Below are 24042 nucleotides of genomic sequence, written 5' to 3'. Positions count from 1 at the left end.
GCCGCCAATCAGGGCAATATCCCCGCATGACTTTTTACATTGAGGCGACAACTAGCTTGAAATTTTCCGAGCAGGCTCGCCGTCACATGTCGCCGAGTCGGGTTCGTTAGCCTAAGGGCTGTTCTTTCGCTTCCGATTGCTCTCCACCCCACCTCGCGGCGACGCAGTTACCTTCTGCTATGTGGGATGTGACTACCCACAACAAGGACTTTCACCTTGCTAACAAAGCGTCCACACGAAGCACTCATTCCCGCCGGCCGGGAAGCGGGCATCCAGTGCCTTGGACGGTAGGCTTAAACCAGTCCGTTGGGCCTGAATTCGCTCCGCGCTCCAACGGGTCCGGCAATCCATGCCGGAACGACGTAGCACTAAGCAACCATCGTTGTAGGGAGGGACGAGGCAATGCTTTCGGCGAACCGACAATGCCCCCGTTCGCCTGCATGTGTAGCCAAGTCTCGCGGCACCGCTTTCGATACCACGAAGTGCCGCCGCAGTCGCGGAACGACTATTTCTCGAGCTTGGCCTTCAACCCGCTCAAACCGTCCTTGATAAATTGAGTCATGGCCCTGACGGCGGCTTCGTCGCTGAGGTTTTCCGGCGGGGTGTTGCCGGTGTCGCCGCGATAAAACCGGCTTTTCACGGTCACCACGCTACTGTCGGCGCCATCGCCGGGGGCGACTTTCAAATCGACGGTGTGCGAACTGGTCGGGAAGGCCTTGACGTTTTCGGCTTTCAAGCGATAGCTGTATTCGTGCTCGGGCTCGCTGTAGTAATCCAGCTCCTCGACGACGCTTTCACCGTTTCGAAAGGTGAGTTTGCGGGTGCCGCCGCTGGCATTTTTGCCGTCGCCTTCGGCGGCTTTCAAATCGGGATGCCATTGGCCGATGTCGTCGAAATTTTTGACCGCTTCCCAAACCTTGGCGACCGGCGCCTGAATAGTGACGCTTTCCTTGGCTTTTTGCGGGGTCGGACCGTGCGCCAGAACGGAATTGGACAGTAGCAGCGCACCGAAGGAGAGTAGCAATTTTTGCATCGTAATGACCGGTAGTGGATAAAAGCCCGGCATTATCGACGGCGGCGACCTGGTCAGACTCGGGAACATATCCTGAGTTTTATCAGGTTTATTTCATTGTTTTTAACCTCAAACCGTCCAGCGCTACGGCTCGCCTCGCATGATGCGTTAGACTTATCCGGAGCCGGTCGCGCAACCGCGCAAAAACAATTCGCAGGATTGCCGGACCCAAGCTTCGACCTGCGCCTCGTCCGGCGTCGGTTCCAGACCGAGTTGTAGGCGCTGAAAGCGCTCGTTGCGCAAGGCGCTGACGAACTGGCCGGCCAAAAACTCCGGGTCGCCCGGCCGAATTCGGCCCAGCTGCTGCTGCGTGGAAAAGTAACGGCTCAACAAGTCCAACGTGCGGCGCGGGCCATGCTCGTAGAATTGAATGGCGAGATCGGGAAAGCGCGGCGATTCGCCGATCAGAATGGCCCGCATTCTGACCACTTCCGGGCGCGATACCCGAAACAAGAATTGCGTGCCGAATTCGACCAGCGCCACCTCCGGAACTATGTCGCCGGCCAACGTGTCGATGATGCGGTCGCTGCAACGCTTGATCAAGGCTCCGAACAAGCCGGCCTTGCCACCGAATTCGTTATAGATGGTGCGCAGCGATACCCTGGCGTCACGAGCAATGGTTTCCATGGCCAAGTTGCCGTAGCCGTGTTCCAGGAATAATTGCAGCGCCGCGTCCAATACGCGGTCGCGGCTTTGTTGCTCAGCGCCCTTGGGAGGGCGTCCGCATTTCACCATCGGTAAAACCCAATAAATTCAGTTGACTCGAACCAAGATGATACCCTAGACTTAACGGTAATATGTATTACCGTTTTAGATAGCGCAGGAGCGTTAACCGCCATGACACGAATAAATCAGCCCTCGGTCCCGCCGGCAAAATCCGCCGTATTTTTCTCGACACCGTTCACGCCTGGCGTGCTGGCGCTACTGGCCTTGCTGCAGTTTTTACTCAGCGGTTGCGGCGAAACCGGCAATGCCGCCAATGGCGCGCCGCCGCCGGCCGCCGTCAAAGCCGCTCAGCCGCTGGCCCAGAGCGTCACCGAGTGGGACGAGTATACCGGCCGGGTCGAAGCGATCAGCTCGGTGGAAGTCCGTGCCCGAGTTGGCGGTTATCTGGAAAAGGTCAATTTCACGGCCGGCGCCAAGGTCAACAAGGGCGATCTGTTATTTATCATCGATGCCCGTCCCTATAAGGCCCAACTAAACTACGCCATCGCCGAACTGGAGCGCGCCAAATCCAAGCGCGAACTGGCCAAGAACGACTGGAGCCGCGCCGAAAACCTGGTCAAGGCCAAGGCGATTTCCACCGAAGAATACGACACCCGCGCCAAAGGCTGGCGCGAAGCGGACGGTGCGGTGCAATCGGCCGAAGCCAACGTCTACGCCGCCCGCCTCAACGTCGAATACTGCGAGATCCGCGCGCCGATCGCCGGCCGGGTGGGCCGGGAAATGCTGACCGCCGGCAATCTGGTCACCGGCGGCGACGTGACGGTGTTGACCAACGTGACCTCGATCGATCCGGTCTATGTCTATGTCGATGCCGACGAGCAATCCTTATTGAAATACCGGCGCCAGGCCTTGCAACGCAAGCCCGGCGCGGCCGAACTGAAAGGCACGCCGGCCGAAGTGGCGGTAGCTGACGAATCCGGCTTCCCGCATCGCGGCCAGCTCGATTACGTGGCGCCGCAGGAGAACCGCGCCACCGGCACGATCGCCCTGCGCGGCGTATTCGCCAATCCCGACGAACTGCTCAGTCCGGGCTTGTTCGCCCGGATGCGCGTGCAAGGCGGCGCGCCCTACGACGCGTTGCTGATACCCGATAGAGCCGTCGGCACCGACCAAGCCCAGCGCTTCGTATGGGTGATGAATCAGGAACAACAAGTCGAATACCGCAAGGTCACGCCGGGCGCGCGGATCGGCGAAATGCGCGTGATCAGCGACGGCTTGCGGGCCGGCGAGTGGGTCGTCGTCGAAGGCCAGCAAAAGCTGCGGCCCGGCGCCAAGGTTAATCCGGAACGCATCGCCCTGAACTCGGGACAAGGAACCTAAGCCATGGGAAATTTCACCCGCTTTTTCATCGACCGGCCGATATTCGCGTCGGTACTTTCGATCTTGATCGTGTTGGTCGGCGGCTTGGCGCTGATCGGCCTGCCGATCGCCCAATATCCGGAAATCGCTCCGCCGACGGTCGTGGTCAGCACCAGCTACCCTGGCGCCAACGCCAGCGTCGTCGCCGAAACGGTGGCGACGCCGATCGAACAAGAGGTCAACGGCGTCGAGGATATGTTGTATATGTCGTCGAACTCGACCAACAGCGGCAACTTGTCTCTGACCATCACCTTCAAACCCGGCACCAATCTGGACAAGGCTCAGGTGCTGGTCCAAAACCGGGTTGCGTTGGCCGAGCCGCGCTTGCCGGAAGAAGTGCGCCGGCAAGGCATCAGCGTTAAAAAGCGCAGCCCCGATTTGAGTCTGGTCGTCAATCTGGTCTCGCCGGACAAACGCTACGACAGCGTCTATCTGAGCAACTACGCCCTGCTGCAAATCCGCGACACGCTGGCGCGTTTACCGGGTGTCGGCGATATTTTGGTGTTCGGCGCTCGCGATTACAGCATGCGTCTGTGGCTGAATCCCGAGCAAATCGCCGCCCGCAACCTGACTGCCAACGACGTAGTCAGTGCGGTCCGCGAGCAGAACGTCCAGGTCGCGGCCGGCGTGGTCGGCCAACAACCGGCGGCCGGCGAGACCGCTTACCAATATACGATCAGTACCCTGGGCCGCTTGACCGAACCCGAACAGTTCGGCGACATCGTCATCAAGCAGGACAAGAACGGCGAGATCACCCGTCTGAAAGACGTGGCCCGCATCGAGTTGGGCGCCAAAGATTATAACGCCGGCCTGTATCTGGACGGCGAACCCACCGTCGGTCTGGCGATGTTCCAACTGCCCGGCTCCAACGCGCTGGAAACCAAGGCAGCGGTGGTCAAGGCGATGGAAGAGTTGAAAACCCGCTTCCCCGAGGGCCTGGATTACATCCTGGTTTACGACACCGTGGTGTTCGTGCAGCAATCGATAGACGCCGTGGTCAAAACCTTGTTCGAGGCCTTGCTGCTGGTGGTGTTGGTCGTCATCGTGTTCCTGCAAAACTGGCGGGCGGCGGTGATTCCGCTGCTGGCGGTGCCGGTGTCGCTGATCGGCACCTTCGGCGTGATGGCCGCGCTGGGCTTATCGCTGAATACCTTGTCGTTGTTCGGTTTGGTGTTGGCGATCGGCATCGTCGTCGACGATGCCATCGTCGTCGTCGAAAACGTCGAGCGCCATATCGCCGAAGGCCTGCGCGCCCGCGAAGCCACCAAACTGGCGATGCGCGAAGTGGTTGGGCCGATTATCGCCACCGCGTTGGTATTGGTGGCGGTATTCGTGCCGACCGCCTTCATCACCGGCGTGTCCGGGGCGTTTTACAAGCAGTTCGCGCTGACGATCGCGGTCTCGACGGTGATTTCCGCGTTTAACTCGCTGACCTTAAGTCCGGCCTTGTGTGCGCTGTTGCTCGACCGCGCCCACGGCGACAAAGACTGGTTTACCCGTTTGGTGGATAAAACCTTCGGCTGGTTTTTCGTACCGTTCAACCGCTTTTTCGATCGGATCAGCGTCGGCTATTCCAAACTGGTCAGCCGAATGATCCGGACCACGGCGGTGGTACTGATCCTATACGTCGGCCTGAACGGCTTGAACTTCCTGGCCTTCGAAAAAGTGCCGACCGGCTTTATTCCCCAGCAGGATCAAGGTTATTTAATTCTGTACGCGCAGTTGCCGGATGCGGCGGCGCTCGGCCGCACCCAAGACGTGGTGCAAAAAGCCACCAAAATCATGTTGGAAACCGAGGGCGTCGCTCACGTCAACGCCTACGCCGGTTGGTCGATTCTGACCGGCGCCAACCAGTCCAACGTCGCGACGATGTTCGCCCGGCTGGACGGTTTCGACGCTCGCGCCGGCCGGCCCGACCTGCACGCCAGCAAATTGGTCAAAACCTTGGGTCAACGCTTGTCCGGCATCGGCGACGCCTACATCGCGGTGTTCGAGCCGCCGCCGATTCGCGGCATGAGTTCGGTCGGCGGCTTTAAATTGCAAATCCAGGACCGTAACAACGCCGGCATAGCCGCATTGCAGCAAACCGCCAACGAAATGATAGGCCAAGGCAATCAGCAACCGGGTTTGGTGGGCTTGTTCACCACCTTCAGGGCCGGCGTGCCGCAATTGTTCGTCGATGTCGATCGCGCCCGCGCCAAATCAATGGATGTGCCGCTAAGCGATATTTTCAATACGCTGCAAATTTATCTGGGTTCGCTGTATGTTAACGATTTCAACGCCTTCGGCCGCACCTACCAAGTAGTCGCCCAAGCCGACGCCGAGTTTCGAATGAAACCCAAGGACATCGCCGAGCTGAAAACTCGCAACCAGACCGGCGGCATGGTGCCGCTCGGCGCATTGGCCAAGGTCGAGGAAATCAGCGGTCCTGATAAGATCACCCGCTACAACATGTATCCGGCCGCCGAAATCAACGGCGCTACCTTGCCCGGCGTCAGTTCGGGCCAGGCCATCTCGGTGATGAGCCAATTGCTAAAGTCCTCGCTGCCGCCCGGCTTCGACTTCGAATGGACCGAGTTGAGCCTGCAGCAAGTCTTGGCCGGCAACGTGGCGCTGCTGGTGTTTCCGCTCAGCGTCGTCTTTGTATTCCTGGCGCTGGCTGCTCAGTACGAAAGCTGGTCCTTGCCGTTCGCGGTCATTTTGATCGTGCCGATGTGTATCCTGTCGTCGATGACCGGAGTCTGGTTAGCCGGCATGGATAACAACATCTTCACCCAGATCGGTTTCATCGTGCTGGTGGGCCTAGCCAGCAAGAACGCGATTTTGATCGTCGAATTCGCCAAACACCGGCAAGAATCGGGCTTGAACCGCTTCGACGCGGCGGTCGAGGCCGCCCGCATCCGTTTGCGGCCGATTTTGATGACCTCGTTCGCCTTTATCATGGGGGTGTTTCCGCTGGTCGTCGCCAGCGGCGCCGGCGCGGAATCCCGGCGCCTGTTGGGGACCGCGGTATTCAGCGGCATGATAGGCGTAACCGTGTTCGGCCTGCTGCTGACGCCGGTGTTTTACGTGACGGTGCAAGCGATCGCCCAGCGTTTGAAACCGACCCACCCCTCTAGCCCCGCGCGGGGAGAACACGATGCCTAAAGCGATTTTCTCAATAGTCTTGCGACCGCTACCCGCTTTGCTATTCGCCGCCTATTTACCAGGCTGCGCGGTCGGCCCGGATTACCAAACGCCGACCACCGAACTGCCGGCCGGCTTCGCCAATGCCCAGGGTCCGCAGTTCGCCGCCGGCGATGTCGAAGTCCACTGGTGGACCTTATTCGGCGACAGCCAGTTACAGGACTTGGTCAATACCGCGGTTGAACACAATTACGACCTGGCGGCCGCCCGCGCCAATCTGGAACAAGCCAGGGCTTTGTACTTGGAATCCGGCCTAAATCTGTTGCCGACCGTGACTTCCCACGCCAATTACACCGAGCAAAAGCGCAGCACCTCGGCGCTGAACAACCGGGCCTTCGTGCCGCGCGAGCTGAAGCTGTACAACATGGGTTTCGACGCGTCCTGGGAGCTGGACGTGTTCGGCCGGGTCCGGCGCGGCGTCGAGGCCAGCAACGACCAAACCGAGGCGGAGCAAGCCACGCTACGCGATGTTGGCGTCAGTCTAATCGCCGAAGTGGCGCGCAATTATTTCGAGTTGCGCGGCTTGCAGCACCAGCTAGCCATCAACCGCGACAACGCCGAAAACCAACGCCAAACACTGGAATTGACTCAGGTTAGACTGATCAACGGCCGCGGCACCGAACTGGATACCAACCAAGCCGAAGCGCAATTAGCCAACACCCGAGCGGCGATACCCAATCTGGAAGCCGCGATCAGCCGGACTATCCACCGCTTGAGCGTGTTGACCGGACGCCTGCCCGATGCGTTGACCGGCGAACTGGCGCCGGACAAGCCGCTACCGACGGCGCCCGAGACGATTCAGATCGGCGACCCCGGCCAGTTGCTGCAACGTCGGCCCGACATCCGGGTCGCCGAACGCAATCTGGCGGCGGCGACCGCGCAAATCGGCGTCGCCACCGCCGACCTGTTCCCGCGCGTAACCTTCGTCGGCAATCTTTCGCTGGAAGCCAGTACCTTGTCCAATGTCGTCGCGCCGGGGTCGGAATCGTATTCGGTCGGCCCGAAAATCAGTTGGGCGGCCTTCGATCTAGGCAGAGTCTACGCGCGGATCAAGGCCGCGGATGCCAGTAGCGAAGCCAGTCTGGCGCAATATCAGCAAACCGTGTTGCTGGCCCTGGAGGAAACCGAGAATGCGTTGGTCGCGTATAACCAGGAGCGAGTCCGCCGCGCCGAATTGACCACCGCCGCCAAAGCCAGCGAAAAAGCCGTCGAGTTGGCGCGCTTGCGTTACCGCGAAGGCGTCTCCGACTTTTTGACGGTGTTGGAAGCCGACCGACAACTGCTGGCAAACCAAGACCTGCTGGCGCAAAGCCAAACCGCCACCGCGACCGCACTGGCGGCGGTCTATAAGGCGCTGGGCGGCGGTTGGCAAATCGTGCCGGACGCACAAGCTCAAACCGAAGCCGCGCCGCGAACAACCGCGCGATAAAGCGCTCTCGCGAATCGGCCGGCCGACACTACGGCAAACGATCGGTAAGCCTGTACTGACACGATGGCTGCGAAATCGACCTTCCAAGGTTGACGGCGTTCTCCCGTTCCATGCTACGAACGACCGGTCGAGCGACTTCTAACGCCTTGCCGGCGGCGCGACCGGTAGATCGACGTCCCCCATCGGCGACCCAAGGACTCGAACGTACCCTTGGCCGCCGTCCTTGCTGATACCCTGTAACCTTGTCCCTGATGAAAACCAGCGGCCAGCTAACATGAGTCAGCAATTCATTACGAGAACTACCTCTAAAAAAGTGCGGCATATCACGCCATGACTGCGTGATATGCCGCAGTTTCAAAATTTTTGACAACCCCCGATCGCTTGTAAGCCACGTCTTACATGGCTTTCCGGGGTTGGCATAAGGATTGCCTAATGTATTAAGCGAAACAACGCCAAGGCTCCGATCAGCCGATCCTTGACAACCAAGATTCGCTTAAATTTATTTTGCAAAAAACAAGGGTAAGTCTTATGAAATCCGTATTAGCCAAAGCCATTGGATTGGTCATCGCCGGCACTGCTCTGAGCGGCTCGGCAGCCGCGTCCACAACGATGTACAACACCTTTACCACCACCGATACTTCCGCGACCGATGGCTGGACTCGCACGTTCGACGGCGCCGACGTTGACAGCGTGGCGACCGGTCCGGAAAGCCAAGGCAACAAAGGTACATTGGTACCCTGGGTAGGCACCACCGGCAATGCGCTGCCGTATAGTTACAGCGGCTCCTCTCACTTGAACTGGGCAGTGCAATTGAGCGGAGCGGGCGACAGCGCGGTGATTTCCGCCGCCGATTCCGCCAAGTACGCGGGTACCGTTACCGGCTTCACGCAAGCTGAAATCGACACCGGCGGCGGTGCCTGGAACGACAACGGCTTGAATGCGCAAGGCCAAGCCACTGTCAATGGCCCAACCGGTTGGAGACATCAAACCGACATCGGCCTGATCAGCTCCGACGTTACCCAAAAAGTCACGATCAACTTGTCCACGACCAATAGTTTGTTCAGCCGCTTCGGCGTCACCGTGTTCGAAGGCATGGATACCAATACCGGTAACTACAGCCACCACGGCTCCTGGAACTGCCCAGGTTGCACTCCGGCAAAACCCTTTACCGCCGAAAATCCGTTCGGCACCACCGGCCTGACCAATATCGGTCATAGCGACAACGTCACCGATACCATCGGCTACACCTTTATCGCCGAAGCCGGCAAAGTCTACTCGCTGTATCTGGGCGGCGTGGGTTTCGACCGCTGGAATAGCGGTGTCGCGGGCTACAAATTGGATCTTGCGACATCACCGGTACCAGTCCCCGGCGCCGTCTGGCTGTTCGGCAGCGCGATCGCCGGCATGATCGGCGTCAACCGCCGTCGCCTGTCGGCCGCTTGAGTTCTCTATAGGCGTTGCAGTTAACGGTAGCGCCTAGGGTCGCGCCACCCGAACACCGCGTTAACAAAAGCCGCCACGGATGGCGGCACCTTCAGCGGGCGGCCGCCCGGCCGGATCGGAAGCCGGCCCCGGCCGACTCCAAATTTACAGCAAGTGTTTGACAGCCTGTCTCTCCTCTTTTAGCTCCGCTTCGTTCAAGCGCAAGCGCTCCAAACTAAATTCGTTGAGATCAAGAGCCTTGACGATGCTAATCCGGCCGTCCGCGACGGTCACCGGAAACGAATACACCAAGCCTTCCTCGATACCGTAACTGCCGTCGGAGGCCACCGCCATGCTGACCCAGTCGTCAATCTCGGTGCCGTGCGCCCAAATCCGCATGTGTTCGATCGCCGCATGTGCAGCGGAAGCCGCGCTGGACTGACCTCGTACTTTTATCACTTCCGTGCCGCGATGTTGCACGGTCGGAATGAACTCGTTAACAAACCACTCGCGTTCCACCAGCGACAACGCATCCAACCCCTTGACCTTGGCGTGATGCAAATCCGGATACTGCGTGCAGGAATGATTGCCCCAGACCATGACGTTTTTGATGTCGCGGCTGATTACACCGCACTTTTCGGCTAATTGCCCTATCGCTCGCTTATGATCCAGCATCGCCATCGCGGTAAAGCAATCCGGCCCCAAGTCGGGCGCATTGCTGATCGCGATCAGCGCGTTGGTATTGGCCGGATTGCCGGTCACCAAGACTTTCACGCGGCGACTGGCGTATTCGTTAAGCGCCTTCCCCTGCACCCGGAAAATCTCGGCATTGTCCTTCAACAGATCGGCGCGCAACATGCCGGGACCGCGCGGTTTGGCGCCCACCAAAAAGGCATAATCGATGTTATCGAACGCCACTTTCGGATCGTCGGTCATGACAATTTTTTGCAGCAAGGGATAGGCGCAGTCGTTCAGCTCCATGACTACACCTTGCAAGGTTTGCATGGCCTGAGGCACTTCCAGCAAGCGCAACACGATGGGTTGCTCCGGCCCCAGCAATTCGCCGGACGCCAACCGAAACAACAGAGAGTAACTGATTTGGCCTGCCGCCCCGGTTACGGCAATATCGATGGGGGTTTTCATCCGCGGTCCTCGTTATTATTAGACTGTCATCCACGCGCCGGAGGGCGACTTTCGACTTTTCAATATGACATAAAGTATTTGGGCAAACAACTGCAATTCCCCGCCCCTAGCCGCCGTCGCCGTTTTCGAGCGGCACCGCCAACTTTCTGTATAATGGCCCGCCGGATTCCGCGCCGCGCCGCGTCTCTCTTTCCCGATACACAGGCAGGTTAATGAAAAAGTTGTTATTTCAATTCGATACCGATACCCATCCTTCCGTTTTCGATACCGTTGTCGCATACGACGGCGGCGCCGATCATGTCATCGGCCACGGCGGCCTCACCCCGGAAAACGTCGGCGCCTTGGTGGACGGCTGCATTTTTACCCGCGCCCCTAAAGACAAAAAATACACCGCGATTTTCATTGGCGGCAGCAATATGGAAGCGGGACAGAACTTGTTGGCGGCCGTGCAACAGCACTTTTTCCCCGGCTTTCAGGTATCGGTGATGCTGGACAGCAACGGCAGCAACACCACGGCGGCGGCGGCGGTGGCCAAAATCGCCAGTAGCGGCAGCCTGAAAGGCAAGAAAGCTGTCGTTCTGGCCGGCACCGGCCCGGTCGGCCAACGTGCGGCGGCGATGATGGCTCTGGAAGGCGCGCAAGTATCGATTACCTCCCGGCATATTTTCAACGCCGAAAAAGCCTGCTTCGCGATGAAGGAGCGTTTCGACGTTGACCTGACGCCGGTCGAGGCTGCCGACCTGGACGCCCGCGCCGAGGCGGTCAAGGATGCGAATATCGTGCTGGCCACCGGCGCGGCCGGCGTCGAACTGCTCAAGCCCGAGCATTGGCAAGACAATCCGCACCTGGAAATCCTCGCCGACGCCAACGCCACCCCGCCGGTCGGTATCGGCGGCACCGAAGTCATGGACCGAGGCGAATTGCGCCACGGCAAGATCATCTGGGGCGCCATCGGCTTCGGCACCTTGAAACTAGCCTTGCACCGCGCTTGCATCGCCAAACTATTCGAAAGCAACAAACAGGTCTTCGACGCCGAAATTATTTTCGACCTCGCCAAAGCGATGGCGTAAGCAGGCGCCGCCAGCCCATGCCGGCTCTTGCCAACCGCTTTCGCGCGCAAGCCTCCGAAATTTTTCAGGCCGGCGTGATCGCCGCCGATCCCCGGCTAGCGGTTCAGCGCCATCTGCAAACCGACGGCGAGCGCTTATTCTTAGGTCTGCGTAGCGGCAACTGGCGGCACATTCATTTGATCGGCTTCGGTAAAGCCGCCTGCGCGATGACCGATGTCGCCCAGGAAATCATCCCCCACGCCTGGCTGGCCGAGAAAGGCATCGTTGTCACCAACTACGATAACGTCGATCTGGTGAAAAACTGCCAGGTGTTCGGTGCCGGCCATCCATTACCGGACGCGTCGGGCCTGCATGCGGCCAAAACCGTCGCCGGACGACTGGCCCAAGCCCAGGCCGGCGAACTGGTGCTGGTCATGGTGTCCGGCGGCGGCTCGGCCTTACTGCCCTATCCGGCCGAATCGCTCACGCTGGCCGACAAAATCACCACCACTCGAGCGCTATTGGCCTGCGGCGCCGACATCCGCCAAATCAATTGCGTGCGCAAACACCTTTCCCGACTTAAGGGCGGCGGTCTGGCCAAGCTCGCCGCGCCGGCCGATTTGCATACCTTGATACTCTCCGATGTGCTGGGCGACGATTTGAGCGCGATCGCCAGCGGCCCGACCGTCCCCGACGACAGCACCTATGCCGATGCGATTGCAATCCTGGACTCGTTCGGCATCGGCCGGCAAATACCGCTCGCTGTCCAAAGCCATTTACAACAAGGCGCGCAAGGCTTGCACCCGGAAACCCCGAAAAGCGGCGACCCACTGTTTATTCGCACCAGCCACGCCTTGATCGGCGGCAACACGATTAGCGTCGAAGCGGCACTACGGCGAGCCGCGGAACTGGGCTATCAAACCCAGCTTTACAGCACGCAATTGTGCGGAGAAGCCAGCGCCGTCGCCGAAGAATGGGCATTGAAAGCGAAAGCCCTGATTACGGAAATCCGCGAGCCGGTCGCGTTGATCGCCGGCGGCGAAACCACGGTCACCTTGCAAGGCAGCGGCAAGGGCGGCCGTAACCAGGAGCTGGCGTTGGCGTTCGCGATCAGTGCCGAACGCATCGGCTTCTGCAAGGGCTGGACGCTGTTGAGCGGCGGCAGCGACGGCCGCGACGGCCCGACCGATGCCGCCGGCGCCATCGTCGACGGCGGCACCTTGACCAGAATTCGCGCGGCGGGACTCGACCCGGCGGCACGGCTAGCCGATAATGACTCATACCCCGCGCTGCAAGCGGCCGACGATTTGCTGATTACCGGTGCTACCGGCACCAATGTGGCCGACCTGCAAATCCTGCTGCTGCATCCCAACGAATAACTCGAACCTGATTAGGAGAAAACCATGTTTAACGCATCGATGACCATTGCCGGCTTTGACGACGAGCTAAACCAGGCAATCGCAAACGAACGCCGCCGCCAGGAAGACCACATCGAATTGATCGCTTCCGAAAACTACGCTAGCCCACGCGTGCTGGAGGCTCAAGGCACCTTGCTGACCAACAAGTACGCCGAAGGTTATCCGGAAAAACGCTATTACGGCGGCTGCGAATATGTCGACGTCGTCGAGCAACTGGCCATAGACCGCGCCAAGGCGCTGTTCGGCGCCGATTACGCCAACGTCCAGCCGCACTCCGGTTCGCAAGCCAACATGGCGGTGTTCATGTCGCTGGTGCAACCCGGCGACACCATCCTGGGCTTGAGCCTGGCCGACGGCGGCCATTTGACCCACGGCGCCAAACCCAACTTCTCCGGCAAGATCTACAACGCGATTCAATACGGCCTGAACCCAACCACCGGCGAAATCGACTACGAGCAAGTCGAAGCCCTGGCCTTGGAACACAAGCCGAAAATGATCATCGCAGGCTTCTCGGCGTATTCCCGTATCTGGGACTGGCAGCGTTTCCGCGACATAGCCGACAAGGTTGGTGCGTACTTGGTGGTGGACATGGCTCACGTCGCCGGCCTGGTCGCCGCCGGCCTGTATCCGAATCCGGTGCCGATCGCCGACGTCGTCACCAGCACCACCCATAAATCGTTGCGCGGCCCGCGCGGCGGTTTGATTTTGTGCAAATCCAATCCGGAACTGGAGAAAAAACTCAACTCCAACATATTCCCCGGTATCCAAGGCGGCCCGTTGATGCACGTGATCGCCGCCAAAGCCGTGGCCTTCAAGGAAGCCTTGACGCCGGAATTCAAAGCCTATCAGGAACAAGTGGTCAAAAATGCCAGAGCGATGGCGGCGGTGTTTATCGAACGCGGCTACGACGTGGTATCCGGCGGCACCGACAATCATTTGATGCTGGTGTCGCTGATCCCCAAGGGCATCACCGGCAAAGCCGCCGACGCCGCGCTGGGCCGCGCCCACATCACCGTCAACAAGAACGCGGTGCCCAACGACCCGCAATCGCCGTTCGTCACCAGCGGCATCCGCGTCGGCACGCCAGCCCCGACCACGCGCGGCTTTAAGGAAGCCGAAGTCCGCGAAATCGCCCAATGGATGTGCGACGTGATGGACAACCTGGAAGACGACAGCGTGATTGCCTCGGTGCGGGAAAAAGTCTCGGCTTTGTGCAAGCGGTTTCCGGTGTATTCCGCGTCTTAGCGACCACCAACCGGAATTCGCCCCGACGCAGAACAATACCGGCGTAGGAGGGGCTTTCGCCGCGACGGAAGCCGTTCCCACACGGGCAGCCTTGGATTTTCCAATCGCTTACAAAGCAAGATTCAGCGCCATTGCACCAACCCCGCCCGGCTTCCCGACCATCGGCCCGGCAAGCCGGAACTGGGCATCGATTTCCAAGCAGCGGGGTTCCAACAATAATACCGCGCTACGGTTCTTCCGATCCGACGACGCATGTCATCAAAAGCCGGTGAAACTAAAATCGACATTGTTTGAATATGGCTAAGCGAATACCTTCGACGGAAAGTCTGGAGGGACACGATTTTTGAGCCCACTGGATTTAAATGGTGAACAATTTTGACCACCCTGCCTCTGGTGATAACATGCGCTGACGGTAAGCTTGCGAACCACACCGCTCGGGAAACGGCATACTTTATTCCGTGCGGTTCGCTTCCCTAACCGCACACCACGACCGGAAAGCAGAAAACCCGGCGCGGTTTAGCATCCAGCCATAAATAACAGAAAATAAAACGATGTAACAACAAGCCACCGCCACCCAGCCGCGTGCCAGGCAGCCTAACCTATTAAATCGACCAAAGGTGAAGCAAGCCATGTCATTGACCAAAGCACACGGTGCCGCGCCGGCAGTTGCCGCGACGCTCCTTTTTTTACACAGTCAACCCGGCTTATACGCCGCCGAAACCGATAGCGACACGACCCTGCCGGCCATTGAAGTTAAAGCGCAAGCGGAAACCGAGGCGGATAACGGTTACGTCGCCAAGCGCAGTACGGCCGGTTCGAAAACCGATACGCCGCTGATCGAAACGCCGCAGGCGATCAGCGTGATCGACAATGCCGAATTCACGGCCCGCGCCGCGCAGAACATCACCCAAGCGGTGGCGTATACGCCGGGCTTGTTGACAGGCATGTTCGGCCCCAGCACCCGCGACGATTATTTCAATCTGCGCGGCTTCGACGCCCCGCAATATCTGGACGGTACCCGGCTGGCCGGCGCCAACTACGCCAATCTGCGCATAGACCCCTACGGCCTGGAACGCATCGAAGTGCTGCGCGGGCCGGCATCGGTGTTGTACGGCCAAAATCCGCCGGGCGGTTTGATCAATATGGTCAGTAAACGGCCGACCGCGCAGCCGTTTCACGAACTACAAATGTTGGGCGGTAGCTTTGGCCGGGTACAGGGAGCGCTGGATTTTAGCGGCCCGCTCGACGAACAGGGTAAATTTTTATACCGATTGACTGCGCTGGGCCGCGGCAGCGACAGTCAGGTCGATTTCAGCAAGGACGACCGCTATTTCGTCGCACCCAGTTTCACCTTGCAGCCGGACGCCAACACCTCGTTGACTTTTCTGAGCCATTATCAAAAAGACGACGCCAGCAACACCATGCAGTTTCTGCCTTACCAAGGCAGCGTAGTCGGCAATCCCAACGGCCGGCTGCCGACCAGCACCTTCCTCGGCGAGCCCGGTTTCGACCACTACCGGCGCGAGCAATTCGCGGTCGGTTACGCCTTCGAACATCGCTTCGATCGACACTGGGCCGTGCGGCAAAATCTGCGCTACGCCGACGTCAAAAGCGACTATCCGGTGACGTTTGCGCTGGGTTTTGTCACCGACAACGACAGAGTGCCGGTCGATTACCGCACGGTCAGCCGGCTGGCGGGTCTGTACCGCGATCAAGCGGGGACTTTCACCCTGGACAACCACGCGCAAGCCGATTTCGCCATCGGCGATGTGCGGCATACGGCATTGTTGGGTTTGGATTTTCGCCAAATCAACGGCGACCGCCAGCGCGGTTTCGGTTCTCCCAGCGACCTGGATATGTACAGCCCGGTGTACGGCCAGCCGTTTGCCGCGCCGCAAATCGAGACTTTGGTCAACCAGCAGCAGGACCAGATCGGCTTGTACGGCCAGGACCAAATCCAATGGAGGCAATGGATCGCGACGATAGGGGTACGCTACGACTGGGCTAGCAACGCCAGTTTGCGCACCGACTATTACGATTCTGATACTGATCGCATCGATTACGCCAAACCCCGCTACTCCGGCAGCCGCCAGGACGACGCCGCGTTTACCTACCGCACCGGTCTAAGCTATTTGTTCGACAGCGGCGTCGCACCCTACTTCAATTATTCCGAGTCTTTCGAGCCCACCGCCGGCAGCACCTTCGCCGGCACGCCGTTCAAACCCACCACCGGTCAGCAATTCGAAATCGGCGTCAAATACCAACCGCCCGGCGTCAACGCCTTGATTACGCTGGCCGCATTCGAGTTGACCCAGCAAAACGTAGTGACGCCGGACCCAGACCCGGCGCACGTCGGCTTCAGCATCCAGACCGGCGCGGCGCGTTCGCGCGGCATCGAACTGGAAGGCAAGGCCCGCTTGGAGATGGGCCTGGACGTTACGGCGGCCTTGGCGCTGATCGAAAGCCAAGTCACCAAAACCAACGAGGCCAACCAACTCGGCAAGAAACTTAGCTACACACCGGAAACGCAAGGCTCGCTATGGCTGGATTACACCCAGCCGAGCGGTGCGCTGGCAGGATTGGGCCTGGGCGGCGGCGTGCGCTATACCGGCAGCAATTACGGTGATTTGAGCAACAGCCAAAAAGCGCCGTCATACACGCTGATCGACGCTTCTGTGCATTACGAATTGGGCAAACTGGACCGCCGCCTGCGCGGCGCCCGGCTGGGCGTGAATATCAGCAATTTGTTCGACCGCGAGTACGTCGCGACTTGCGGCGAAGGCTCGTGCTACTACGGCGACCGCCGCAACGTGTTGGCGAGTTTGCGTTATAACTGGTAGGCAGCAATTCCGGCGGGCGAGGTCCGCCGGGATAATCTAATCGCGTTTGCGGGATTGGGTCGCGCCGGGCTTGACGAACGAACGCCAGACTTCGGCTGGTGTTGCCCGGCCGCTCAAGACCTTGTCTATGATGGATTTGTTGGCTTTCACGAAAAACACCAATGCAATCAGCGCGGACAGCAAGGCCAGCCAGACAATGGGCGCGGCATCGCTAGCCAATGCGGCAAGGATCTTCGCGCGGGTTTCCGGGAACAGAATGTTAACGACGAAGCTGGAGCCGATTGCCGCGGACAAGGCCGCGACGATCAACGCTTGCGGGTGGTAGCGCATCAGCCAGGCCTAATTCAAGCGCTGGCTTGATTTGACGACGGTAAATGCCGAGAGCTTGGCCTTATCCTTGTCTCCGCCGGTTCTAGCCTGGATTGCTGCATCGGCCAGCGTATCGGCCAATCCAAGAAAATCGGCGACTTCGAAGCGCATTGTCAAATTCTGCACGTGCAAGTGTACGACGCCGCATTCCCGGCAAATTTGCGCCTTGCCGAATTCGGTGGCGGCCAGATATTCGTGATTACAGGGTTTCTTGCTCATCAGTCGTTCCTCGGGTTTGATAAAAATCAGGTGTGGCGGGTTTGCCGGTCGCAAAGTTTGGCGACCGCCAGCGATAAAAACATCTTCCAGACGATTTGTTTCGAGCCCAAATCCAGACAGCGGAAATCGGTAGCGTGCAATTCGCCCTTCTCCACCAATACCGCCAACACATCTGGCGCTATCGCGAGCTTGACGCTTTCCGTCTTGCTGAAAAATGAGAAAAATCTTTTCACGGTGACAGGGCAATTTGAGAAGTTGGATAGATGATAATTATTCTCATTTAAGACGTAAAGACATTTTTTTGCCTCCTCTAATGAAACGGTCTATTCGCGTTCAATAAGCAATGCCGTTACGGCACGCAAAGTGCGAAGCCAGTCCGCTGAAATAATAGCCATTACTCAGGTTGGCAATATTCGACGTTCGATGTGGAAAAATCCCTTGGGAATAGGGAAAAACTCTCGGAATGTTACGGTTTTGGTCAACCCAAACACGATCCCCAATACAGTTGACAGGGATCCGGTCAAGGACGCTTTGACCTCCCCCGCCAAGCTCATTCGCCGTATTCCACCCGTCTTATTAGCCCGGAAGGCACCTGCCTACGCCGGTTGACAAGCCGGGAAAACCCCATAAAATGAGAATCGTTATTATTTGAAAGCAATTGATTTCCGATGTTCTCGGGTGAAATTGCGATGAAAGTTTTGCCCGGACCGACCTTGAGACGATACGCCGATTCGGGCCGCGAATACTCTAGCCACCCAGCGTTCCTCGCCAGGCAGCCAACCACTTTGATGCCAATTGCAGAGGAACTTATGCCCGATACTCATCCAAACCGAAACCAGCCCAGTGCCGCCAAATGGCGACTGGGCGCCTTGTTGCCACTTGGCGCGGCCTTGAGCGGCATGGCGCTAGCCGAACCGCCTGCCGGCCAGACCGCCGATAGCGAGCAGGAAATCGTCCTCGACGACGTCAAGGTCAAAGCCGGACGCGACAAACCGACGAGCCGCTTCAAGGCCGATACCTCGACCACCGGCAGCAAAACCGAAATGGCGATCCGCGACATTCCGCAATCGATCAGCGTCGTCAAGAAAGAATTGATCGAATCGCAGAACGCCTTTAACTTGCGCGACGCGCTACGCAACGTCAGCGGTTTGACGATCGCCGCCGGCGAAGGCGGCCGCACCGGCGACTCGATCACGCTGCGCGGTTTCGCCGCCAATTCCGACCAATATCTCGACGGCGTGAAAGACAATGGCCAATACAACCGCGATACCTTTTTCATCGAGCGCGCCGAAGTGCTGAAAGGCGCTTCGTCGATCTTGTTCGGCCGGGGCGCCACCGGCGGCGTGATCAATCAGGTCTTCAAAAAACCGACCGGCAAGACCGGCGTCAGCGGCAGCTTCACCTATGGTTTGTACGACTTCAAGCGGACCGCGATCGACGCCGAAACCAAATATCAAGACCTGGCCGCGCGCTTGAACGTGATGTATCAGGACGCCGATTCCTACCGCGACTACAACTACAGCAACCGCTGGGGCATCGCGCCGTCCTTCAAATGGGACATCAGCGCCGATACCGACCTGACCTTGAATTTGCTCCATCAACAGGAAGACGGCGTATTCGACTACGGCGTGCCGATGTACAAAGGCCGTCCGGCCGGCGTTCCGGTCAACACCTATTACGGCTTCATAAACAACCGAATGTTGGACACCGATGTCAATGTGGCCACCGTGGCGCTGACTCATCGTTTTTCCAGCGATTTTTCGGTCAAAAACACCGTCCGCTACGGCGATTACGAGCGCAACTATCTGACGCACCTGTATAACGGCAATGCCTCGGCCGGCGCGGCGCCGACGATAAACCGCACTCAAGCCTTGCGCCTCAACACGCAAGAGAACGTTTACAACCAGACCGACTTCGTCTACAAAAAACCGCTGTTCGGTCATAACAATATTCTGATGTTCGGCAGCGAATTCGGCTGGGAGGAATACGATTTCAAGTCGAAAAACTCGACGCGCGCCAACGGCACCACAACCACGTTTCCAATCTCGATTTTCGACCCAATATTGACGGCCAGTACGCCGCTGACGGCGGTCGATTTCAGCGGAACCCTGGCGACCAACCGGCTGACGCATACTCAAACCTACGCTGGCTACGTGCTGGATCAATTCGACATCACCCCGGAAATCAAATTGCTGGGCGGCACCCGTTACGATGTTTTTGAAGCCCAGCAGGACGATAAAATCGGCCCGCTGGATTTTAGCCGTAGCGATAGTCAATTCAGCCCGCGTGGCGGCCTGTTGTGGCAACCGACTGGCTGGCAGTCTTACTATTTCAGCTACGGCAAATCCTTCAACCCGTCGGCGGAAAGCCTGAGCCTGGCGGCCAACAATGCCAACCTGCCGCCCGAGCAGAACAACAATTACGAGATCGGCGCCAAATTCGATTTGTTCGACGGCAAGCTGTCGGCCACCGCCGCGCTGTTCCGACTGGAAAAGTCCAACGCCCGCACTACATCTCCGGTCGACTCGACTTTACAAGTCCTGGCCGGCGAACAGCGTACCGACGGCTTCGAAGCCGGCCTGGCCGGCGAAATCCTGCCGAAATGGGACGTGTCGCTGACCTACGCCTATTTGGATGCGAAAATCATCAAATCCAACACCACCGCCACCGGCTCGGTCAGCGGCCAAGTGAAATCCTATGAGGGCATGACCGCGACGAACGTCCCGGAACACAGCGGCGTGGCCTGGACCACCTACCACCTGACCGACAACTGGGAAATCGGCGGCGGTGTCTATTACGCCAGCCACCGCTACGCAGACTCGGTCAACGAAGCGGTTTTACCCGGATACGCTCGCCTGGATGCCGTGGTCGCCTACCATCAAAAGCATTACGACGTGCAGCTCAACGTGTTTAACCTGACGGATACGGTCTATTACGAATCCGGTCAAACCAACTCGGCCTTACCCGGCACGCCGGTATCCGGACAATTGACGGTCGGTTTTAAGTATTAATTCAGCCCGACTGGCGCAAGATACGACGGATTGCCGCCCCGAATGCTCAAGCACCGAGTTCGGCGGCGGCATCCGCAAACCTTTCCAATTTAACGACGACCCGCCCATGAATACCACCGCCGACACCACCGCAACGCCAGCTCGCCGCCCGCAACATAAGCCGAACGGCGGCTATTTATTCCTGCCCCACTCGCTCTCGCGCGGCGCTTTTTTAAAATGGCTGCGCCGCACCCACGCCTGGTTCGGCCTGTGGGGCGCCTCGCTGGGGCTATTGTTCGGCTTTACCGGCATCCTGCTGAACCACCGCGACGTGATGAAAATTCCGATCGGCCGCATGGAGCCTCGGGAAATCCAGTTGGCGCTGCCCGATCCCCGCCCCGCCGACCCGAAGGCGCTGGCCGCGTGGTTGGGGCAAGCCTTGAGCGTGGACACCCACCTCGCCCGAATCCGCCGCGAACCGGCCCGAACCCTGATTTGGCACGATCAACCGGTTCAACAACCGGCGTCCTGGCAAATCAACATCCGCAACCCACAGCACCTGTTGTCGGCAGACTATTGGGAAGGCAATGCTTTCGTCACGGTTAAGCAAAGCGACGCGAACCTGTTGCAAACCTTGAACAATCTGCACAAAGGCACCGGCATGGGGGTCGGTTGGGTATTGTTGATCGATACCTTGGCCGGCGGCCTGATCTTGCTGAGCTTGACCGGCACGCTGCTTTGGACCCGCCTACACGGCAGCCGCTTGGCCGCCGCCGGGCTGGGTTTCGGCTCGTTAACTCTCGCGACCTTTTTTATCCTGCAAGCGATAGGCGGCTAAGCGATGCTGATCGAAATACCGGAAGTGCTGTCGGTCCAGGCCTTGCAACAATGCCGAGAACTGTTGGCCGACGCGCCGTGGACCGACGGCCGGATTACCGCCGGCAGCCAATCGGCTCAAGTTAAAAACAACGATCAGCTACCGGAACAAAGTCCGCAAAGCCAGGCGCTGCGGACCATCGTGCGGGACGCTCTCAACCAAAGCCCGCTGTTTCTGTCGGCGGCCCTGCCCAAGAAAATTTTCCCGCCGCTGTTCAACCGCTACGCCGGCGAGCGCAATACCTTCGGCGACCACATCGACAATGCGATCCGCCATTGTCCGGTCACCGGCCAACGGGTGCGCACCGACTTGTCGGCCACGCTGTTTTTGACCGATCCGGACAGTTACGACGGCGGCGAACTGGTCATCGAAGATACTTACGGCCGACACACCGTGAAACTGGCCGCCGGCGACATGGTGCTATACCCCGGCTCCAGCCTGCACCGGGTCGAACCGGTAACTCGCGGCGCGCGTATTGCCAGTTTCTTCTGGATAGAAAGCATGGTGCGCGAGACCGAAAAGCGCCGCTTGCTGTTCGAGATGGATATGGCCATCCTGGAACTGCGCGCCACCCGCGGCGATACCGCGCCCGCCGTCAATCTGACCGGCTGTTACCACAACCTGCTCAGAATGTGGGCCGAGGTCTGAAACCAAGCGCCGCTTGCTATTCGCTGGCGTCCGGCGTAGTGTCCCGGTCACGTCGACCACTGCGGAGAACGCCGATGACCCCATCCACCTCGGCCCGGATCAAATGCGCGCTGGTCTTCATCCTGTTCATGGTCTTCAGCATCGGCCCGATTCCGATCGCCAGTTCGATCGGTTTGTACGTATCGCTGTTTCGCCCGCGTTGGTTTAAGACGCTGGTGGACACTCTCTACGCGGATCTCGACGACCGCAGCCGCTGACCCGCCGCCTGCTGCCGTATCGGCAGCACGTGCTGAGCGACTGCCCACCGACCGAGGCCCTCCACCACCGCCGGCCTGCGCTCAAACCCAAGCGCCGTGCGGATCGTCCAAATAGCTCTCCACCGCCGATATGCCGTCATCGTCGCCGCGCTTCTGATTGTGTTATCTAGGCCCGACCTGCCGCGCAAAATGCCGACCGACATACTCTCAACCGTAGACCCGCACGCCGGATGTCAACACGCCAGCCAACACCTTTGAAGTTGATCGGTCCGGGATGTACGGGCTCGCCACCGGCGTCGAACCGCGGAGAATGACTTAAGCGACTTCCTGCTCGCTGACCCGACGGCTGGCTGGCAGCATGCCGTACAAGCCCAATTTGTGGCGCAGCACGTTGCGGCTGATATCCAGCATTTTGGCGGTTTGCACCTGATTCCGCTCGCAGTATTCGAAAGCCGAGCGAATCACGGTTTCCTCGATGATTTCAAACAACTTGGGCGGCGTCTGGTCGAACAAACGCTGCAGCGCGTTTTCCAACGAGACCGTCGAAATCGACGGGCTTTGCTCGGCGACACGCACCCCGGACAACTTGAAGTCCTCCGGCCGCAGCCGATTGCCGGGGCACACCAGCAAGGCTCGATGCACGGCGTTTTCCAGTTCTCGAATATTGCCGGGCCAGTCGTAATTCAACAGCGCCACTTCGGCTGCCGGGGTCAGTTTGACGTCGCCGTACCCCAGGCGATCGGCGTATATCTTCAGGAAATGTTCGGTCAGCGGCAGGATGTCGCCCGGCCGTTCCCGCAACGGCGCCAACTGGATCGTCGCGACGTTGAAGCGGTAATACAAATCGGCGCGAAAATGCTGAGCGGCGACCGCGTCTTCCAGATTGACGTTGGTGGCGGCGATGATGCGTACGTCCACTGGCACCGGATGGCGCGAGCCGACCTTAACCACTTCCCGTTCCTGCAAGACCCTCAGCAGTTTGGCTTGCAAGCCCAGCGGCAAGTCGCCGACTTCGTCCAGAAACAAGCTACCTTTGTTGGCGGTCTCGAACCAGCCCAACTTGGTGGACAGCGCGCCGGTAAACGAGCCGCGCTCGTGGCCGAACAATTCGCTCTCGATCAGGTTTTCACTCAAGGCCGCGCAATTCAACGCGCCGAAGGTTTCCCGGTGGCGCTTGCTCAAGGCGTGAATATGCCGGGCCACCAGCTCCTTGCCGGTGCCGGTTTCGCCGATGATCAATACCGTGGCGTCGCTGGGCGCGATCCGTTCGATCTGTTCCAGCAAGCGCCGCGACACCGGATCTTCGAAAACCAACGCGCTGGCCCGGACCGACAAGGCCAGCGAGCGCGATTGTTGTTCGTCAAAAGCCAATAAAGTCATAAGTCCCCCGGATTCCGGCTAGCGTTGCATCGCATATCAAATATTTCACAAGTCGTCCGAATCGCGCCTTCGCGTCGCGCACATGCCGGCACCGATGCCCGGCACTTTCGAGCAACGGTTCGAAACCCGCGAAACGGTAATTCTTGTTCCGGGATCAATATACAAGCCGGCCATATAGCGAATAAAACGTTAATTTTCGAAAATTAAATCGAATTTACAGATAAACAACTTACAGCGCGTGGATGGCGGGCTGATGCGTTGCCCATGTTTGGCTTGCCGCGCGTGAGGCGTTTTGAGTCCTTGTCCAAATACCGGCCGACCTCAATCGCGGCTGAAACCGCTCCCGCGAGCGAATTTGTGTTTTAGCGAAATAGCGGACGATTGGGCAATACCGCTTGGCGGGCATATTTCCG

Annotated in this window: 19 protein-coding genes; 12 read left to right on the top strand and 7 right to left on the bottom strand. The window is 59.0% G+C overall.

The genetic code is table 11. The annotated features are described in order from the left end of the window. Positions 1-505: 505 nt before the first annotated feature. A complete protein-coding gene (locus A1355_RS05045) occupies positions 506-1033 on the bottom strand; it encodes an SRPBCC family protein (protein ID WP_064025627.1) in 528 nt (175 codons plus the stop codon). A gap of 153 nt (positions 1034-1186) precedes the next feature. Continuing rightward, a complete protein-coding gene (locus A1355_RS05040) occupies positions 1187-1807 on the bottom strand; it encodes a TetR/AcrR family transcriptional regulator (protein WP_064025625.1) in 621 nt (206 codons plus the stop codon). A 102-nt stretch (positions 1808-1909) separates the two neighbouring features. On the opposite strand from A1355_RS05040, the gene A1355_RS05035 reads away from it, so the two are divergent. The 4 genes from A1355_RS05035 (at position 1910) to A1355_RS25600 (ending at position 9215) form a co-directional block, all read left to right on the top strand. Next, a complete protein-coding gene (locus A1355_RS05035; protein ID WP_082885366.1) occupies positions 1910-3118 on the top strand; it encodes an efflux RND transporter periplasmic adaptor subunit in 1209 nt (402 codons plus the stop codon). 3 nt (positions 3119-3121) lie between these two features. Continuing rightward, positions 3122-6304: an efflux RND transporter permease subunit gene (locus tag A1355_RS05030; RefSeq protein ID WP_064025623.1), complete on the top strand. Its 3183-nt coding sequence runs from the start codon at positions 3122-3124 to the stop codon at positions 6302-6304. Continuing rightward, the gene (locus A1355_RS05025; protein ID WP_082885365.1) at positions 6297-7772 is read left to right on the top strand and encodes an efflux transporter outer membrane subunit; all 1476 of its coding nucleotides are present in this window, start codon (positions 6297-6299) and stop codon (positions 7770-7772) included. The genes A1355_RS05030 and A1355_RS05025 overlap by 8 nt, the downstream gene beginning before the upstream one ends. Positions 7773-8300: 528 nt before the next feature. Next, complete coding sequence (locus A1355_RS25600) at positions 8301-9215, top strand: hypothetical protein (protein WP_064025621.1); 915 nt, start codon at positions 8301-8303, stop codon at positions 9213-9215. Between the two features lie 144 nt (positions 9216-9359). Here A1355_RS25600 and A1355_RS05015 read toward each other — a convergent pair whose 3' ends face one another. Then, positions 9360-10337: a malate dehydrogenase gene (locus A1355_RS05015; RefSeq protein ID WP_064025619.1), complete on the bottom strand. Its 978-nt coding sequence runs from the start codon at positions 10335-10337 to the stop codon at positions 9360-9362. Positions 10338-10549: 212 nt separating this feature from the next. Between A1355_RS05015 and A1355_RS05010 the strand changes: the two genes are divergently transcribed. The 4 genes from A1355_RS05010 (at position 10550) to A1355_RS04995 (ending at position 16889) form a co-directional block, all read left to right on the top strand. Beyond that, a complete protein-coding gene (locus A1355_RS05010; RefSeq protein WP_064025617.1) occupies positions 10550-11407 on the top strand; it encodes an NADP-dependent methylenetetrahydromethanopterin/methylenetetrahydrofolate dehydrogenase in 858 nt (285 codons plus the stop codon). Positions 11408-11424: 17 nt separating this feature from the next. Then, positions 11425-12765, top strand: a complete 1341-nt coding sequence (locus A1355_RS05005; RefSeq protein WP_064025615.1) for a glycerate kinase type-2 family protein — start codon at positions 11425-11427, stop codon at positions 12763-12765. Between the two features lie 24 nt (positions 12766-12789). Continuing rightward, positions 12790-14049, top strand: coding sequence for a serine hydroxymethyltransferase (gene glyA, locus A1355_RS05000; protein WP_064025613.1), 1260 nt, complete (start codon positions 12790-12792; stop codon positions 14047-14049). A gap of 629 nt (positions 14050-14678) precedes the next feature. Next, entirely contained in the window at positions 14679-16889 is a 2211-nt protein-coding gene (locus A1355_RS04995) for a TonB-dependent siderophore receptor (protein WP_064025610.1), read from the top strand. Positions 16890-16925: 36 nt separating this feature from the next. Here the strand turns inward: A1355_RS04995 and A1355_RS04990 are convergent, their stop codons facing one another. From A1355_RS04990 to A1355_RS04980, 3 genes are read right to left on the bottom strand one after another with little or no spacing between them, the layout of a single operon-like run. After that, entirely contained in the window at positions 16926-17219 is a 294-nt protein-coding gene (locus tag A1355_RS04990) for a hypothetical protein (protein WP_064025608.1), read from the bottom strand. Positions 17220-17228: 9 nt separating this feature from the next. Beyond that, the gene (locus tag A1355_RS04985) at positions 17229-17477 is read right to left on the bottom strand and encodes a hypothetical protein (RefSeq protein ID WP_064025606.1); all 249 of its coding nucleotides are present in this window, start codon (positions 17475-17477) and stop codon (positions 17229-17231) included. A gap of 26 nt (positions 17478-17503) precedes the next feature. After that, positions 17504-17710 carry a hypothetical protein gene (locus tag A1355_RS04980; protein ID WP_064025604.1) on the bottom strand — a complete coding sequence of 69 codons (207 nt, stop codon included), beginning with the start codon at positions 17708-17710 and terminating at the stop codon, positions 17504-17506. Between the two features lie 576 nt (positions 17711-18286). Here A1355_RS04980 and A1355_RS04975 point away from each other — a divergent pair. The 4 genes from A1355_RS04975 (at position 18287) to A1355_RS04960 (ending at position 22249) form a co-directional block, all read left to right on the top strand. Then, positions 18287-20488: a TonB-dependent receptor gene (locus A1355_RS04975; RefSeq protein WP_064025602.1), complete on the top strand. Its 2202-nt coding sequence runs from the start codon at positions 18287-18289 to the stop codon at positions 20486-20488. A 106-nt stretch (positions 20489-20594) separates the two neighbouring features. Then, positions 20595-21305, top strand: coding sequence for a PepSY-associated TM helix domain-containing protein (locus A1355_RS04970; protein ID WP_064025599.1), 711 nt, complete (start codon positions 20595-20597; stop codon positions 21303-21305). Between the two features lie 3 nt (positions 21306-21308). Then, the gene (locus tag A1355_RS04965) at positions 21309-21992 is read left to right on the top strand and encodes a Fe2+-dependent dioxygenase (protein WP_064025597.1); all 684 of its coding nucleotides are present in this window, start codon (positions 21309-21311) and stop codon (positions 21990-21992) included. A 74-nt stretch (positions 21993-22066) separates the two neighbouring features. Continuing rightward, complete coding sequence (locus tag A1355_RS04960; RefSeq protein ID WP_064025595.1) at positions 22067-22249, top strand: hypothetical protein; 183 nt, start codon at positions 22067-22069, stop codon at positions 22247-22249. A 315-nt stretch (positions 22250-22564) separates the two neighbouring features. On the opposite strand, the gene A1355_RS04955 is transcribed toward A1355_RS04960, so the two are convergent. Beyond that, positions 22565-23629 carry a sigma-54 interaction domain-containing protein gene (locus A1355_RS04955; protein WP_064025592.1) on the bottom strand — a complete coding sequence of 355 codons (1065 nt, stop codon included), beginning with the start codon at positions 23627-23629 and terminating at the stop codon, positions 22565-22567. Positions 23630-24042 lie beyond the last annotated feature (413 nt).

Origin of the sequence: Methylomonas koyamae, from assembly GCF_001644025.1 — a bacterium.
Taxonomy (GTDB): Bacteria; Pseudomonadota; Gammaproteobacteria; order Methylococcales; family Methylomonadaceae; genus Methylomonas; species Methylomonas koyamae_A.
This window is presented reverse-complemented; position numbering and strand designations above follow the sequence as displayed.

What these genes read in the sequence shown, in the direction of transcription:
- A1355_RS05045 (WP_064025627.1), bottom strand. Translation starts at nt 1,033, where the DNA reads ATGCAAAAATTGCTACTCTCCTTCGGTGCGCTGCTACTGTCCAATTCC.
- A1355_RS05005 (WP_064025615.1), top strand. Translation starts at nt 11,425, where the DNA reads ATGCCGGCTCTTGCCAACCGCTTTCGCGCGCAAGCCTCCGAAATTTTT.
- A1355_RS04975 (WP_064025602.1), top strand. Translation starts at nt 18,287, where the DNA reads ATGCCCGATACTCATCCAAACCGAAACCAGCCCAGTGCCGCCAAATGG.
- A1355_RS04960 (WP_064025595.1), top strand. Translation starts at nt 22,067, where the DNA reads ATGACCCCATCCACCTCGGCCCGGATCAAATGCGCGCTGGTCTTCATC.
- A1355_RS05010 (WP_064025617.1), top strand. Translation starts at nt 10,550, where the DNA reads ATGAAAAAGTTGTTATTTCAATTCGATACCGATACCCATCCTTCCGTT.
- A1355_RS05035 (WP_082885366.1), top strand. Translation starts at nt 1,910, where the DNA reads ATGACACGAATAAATCAGCCCTCGGTCCCGCCGGCAAAATCCGCCGTA.
- A1355_RS04965 (WP_064025597.1), top strand. Translation starts at nt 21,309, where the DNA reads ATGCTGATCGAAATACCGGAAGTGCTGTCGGTCCAGGCCTTGCAACAA.
- A1355_RS04955 (WP_064025592.1), bottom strand. Translation starts at nt 23,629, where the DNA reads ATGACTTTATTGGCTTTTGACGAACAACAATCGCGCTCGCTGGCCTTG.
- A1355_RS04990 (WP_064025608.1), bottom strand. Translation starts at nt 17,219, where the DNA reads ATGCGCTACCACCCGCAAGCGTTGATCGTCGCGGCCTTGTCCGCGGCA.
- A1355_RS25600 (WP_064025621.1), top strand. Translation starts at nt 8,301, where the DNA reads ATGAAATCCGTATTAGCCAAAGCCATTGGATTGGTCATCGCCGGCACT.
- A1355_RS05015 (WP_064025619.1), bottom strand. Translation starts at nt 10,337, where the DNA reads ATGAAAACCCCCATCGATATTGCCGTAACCGGGGCGGCAGGCCAAATC.
- A1355_RS04985 (WP_064025606.1), bottom strand. Translation starts at nt 17,477, where the DNA reads ATGAGCAAGAAACCCTGTAATCACGAATATCTGGCCGCCACCGAATTC.
- A1355_RS05025 (WP_082885365.1), top strand. Translation starts at nt 6,297, where the DNA reads ATGCCTAAAGCGATTTTCTCAATAGTCTTGCGACCGCTACCCGCTTTG.
- A1355_RS05030 (WP_064025623.1), top strand. Translation starts at nt 3,122, where the DNA reads ATGGGAAATTTCACCCGCTTTTTCATCGACCGGCCGATATTCGCGTCG.
- A1355_RS04970 (WP_064025599.1), top strand. Translation starts at nt 20,595, where the DNA reads ATGAATACCACCGCCGACACCACCGCAACGCCAGCTCGCCGCCCGCAA.
- A1355_RS05040 (WP_064025625.1), bottom strand. Translation starts at nt 1,807, where the DNA reads ATGGTGAAATGCGGACGCCCTCCCAAGGGCGCTGAGCAACAAAGCCGC.
- glyA (WP_064025613.1), top strand. Translation starts at nt 12,790, where the DNA reads ATGTTTAACGCATCGATGACCATTGCCGGCTTTGACGACGAGCTAAAC.
- A1355_RS04995 (WP_064025610.1), top strand. Translation starts at nt 14,679, where the DNA reads ATGTCATTGACCAAAGCACACGGTGCCGCGCCGGCAGTTGCCGCGACG.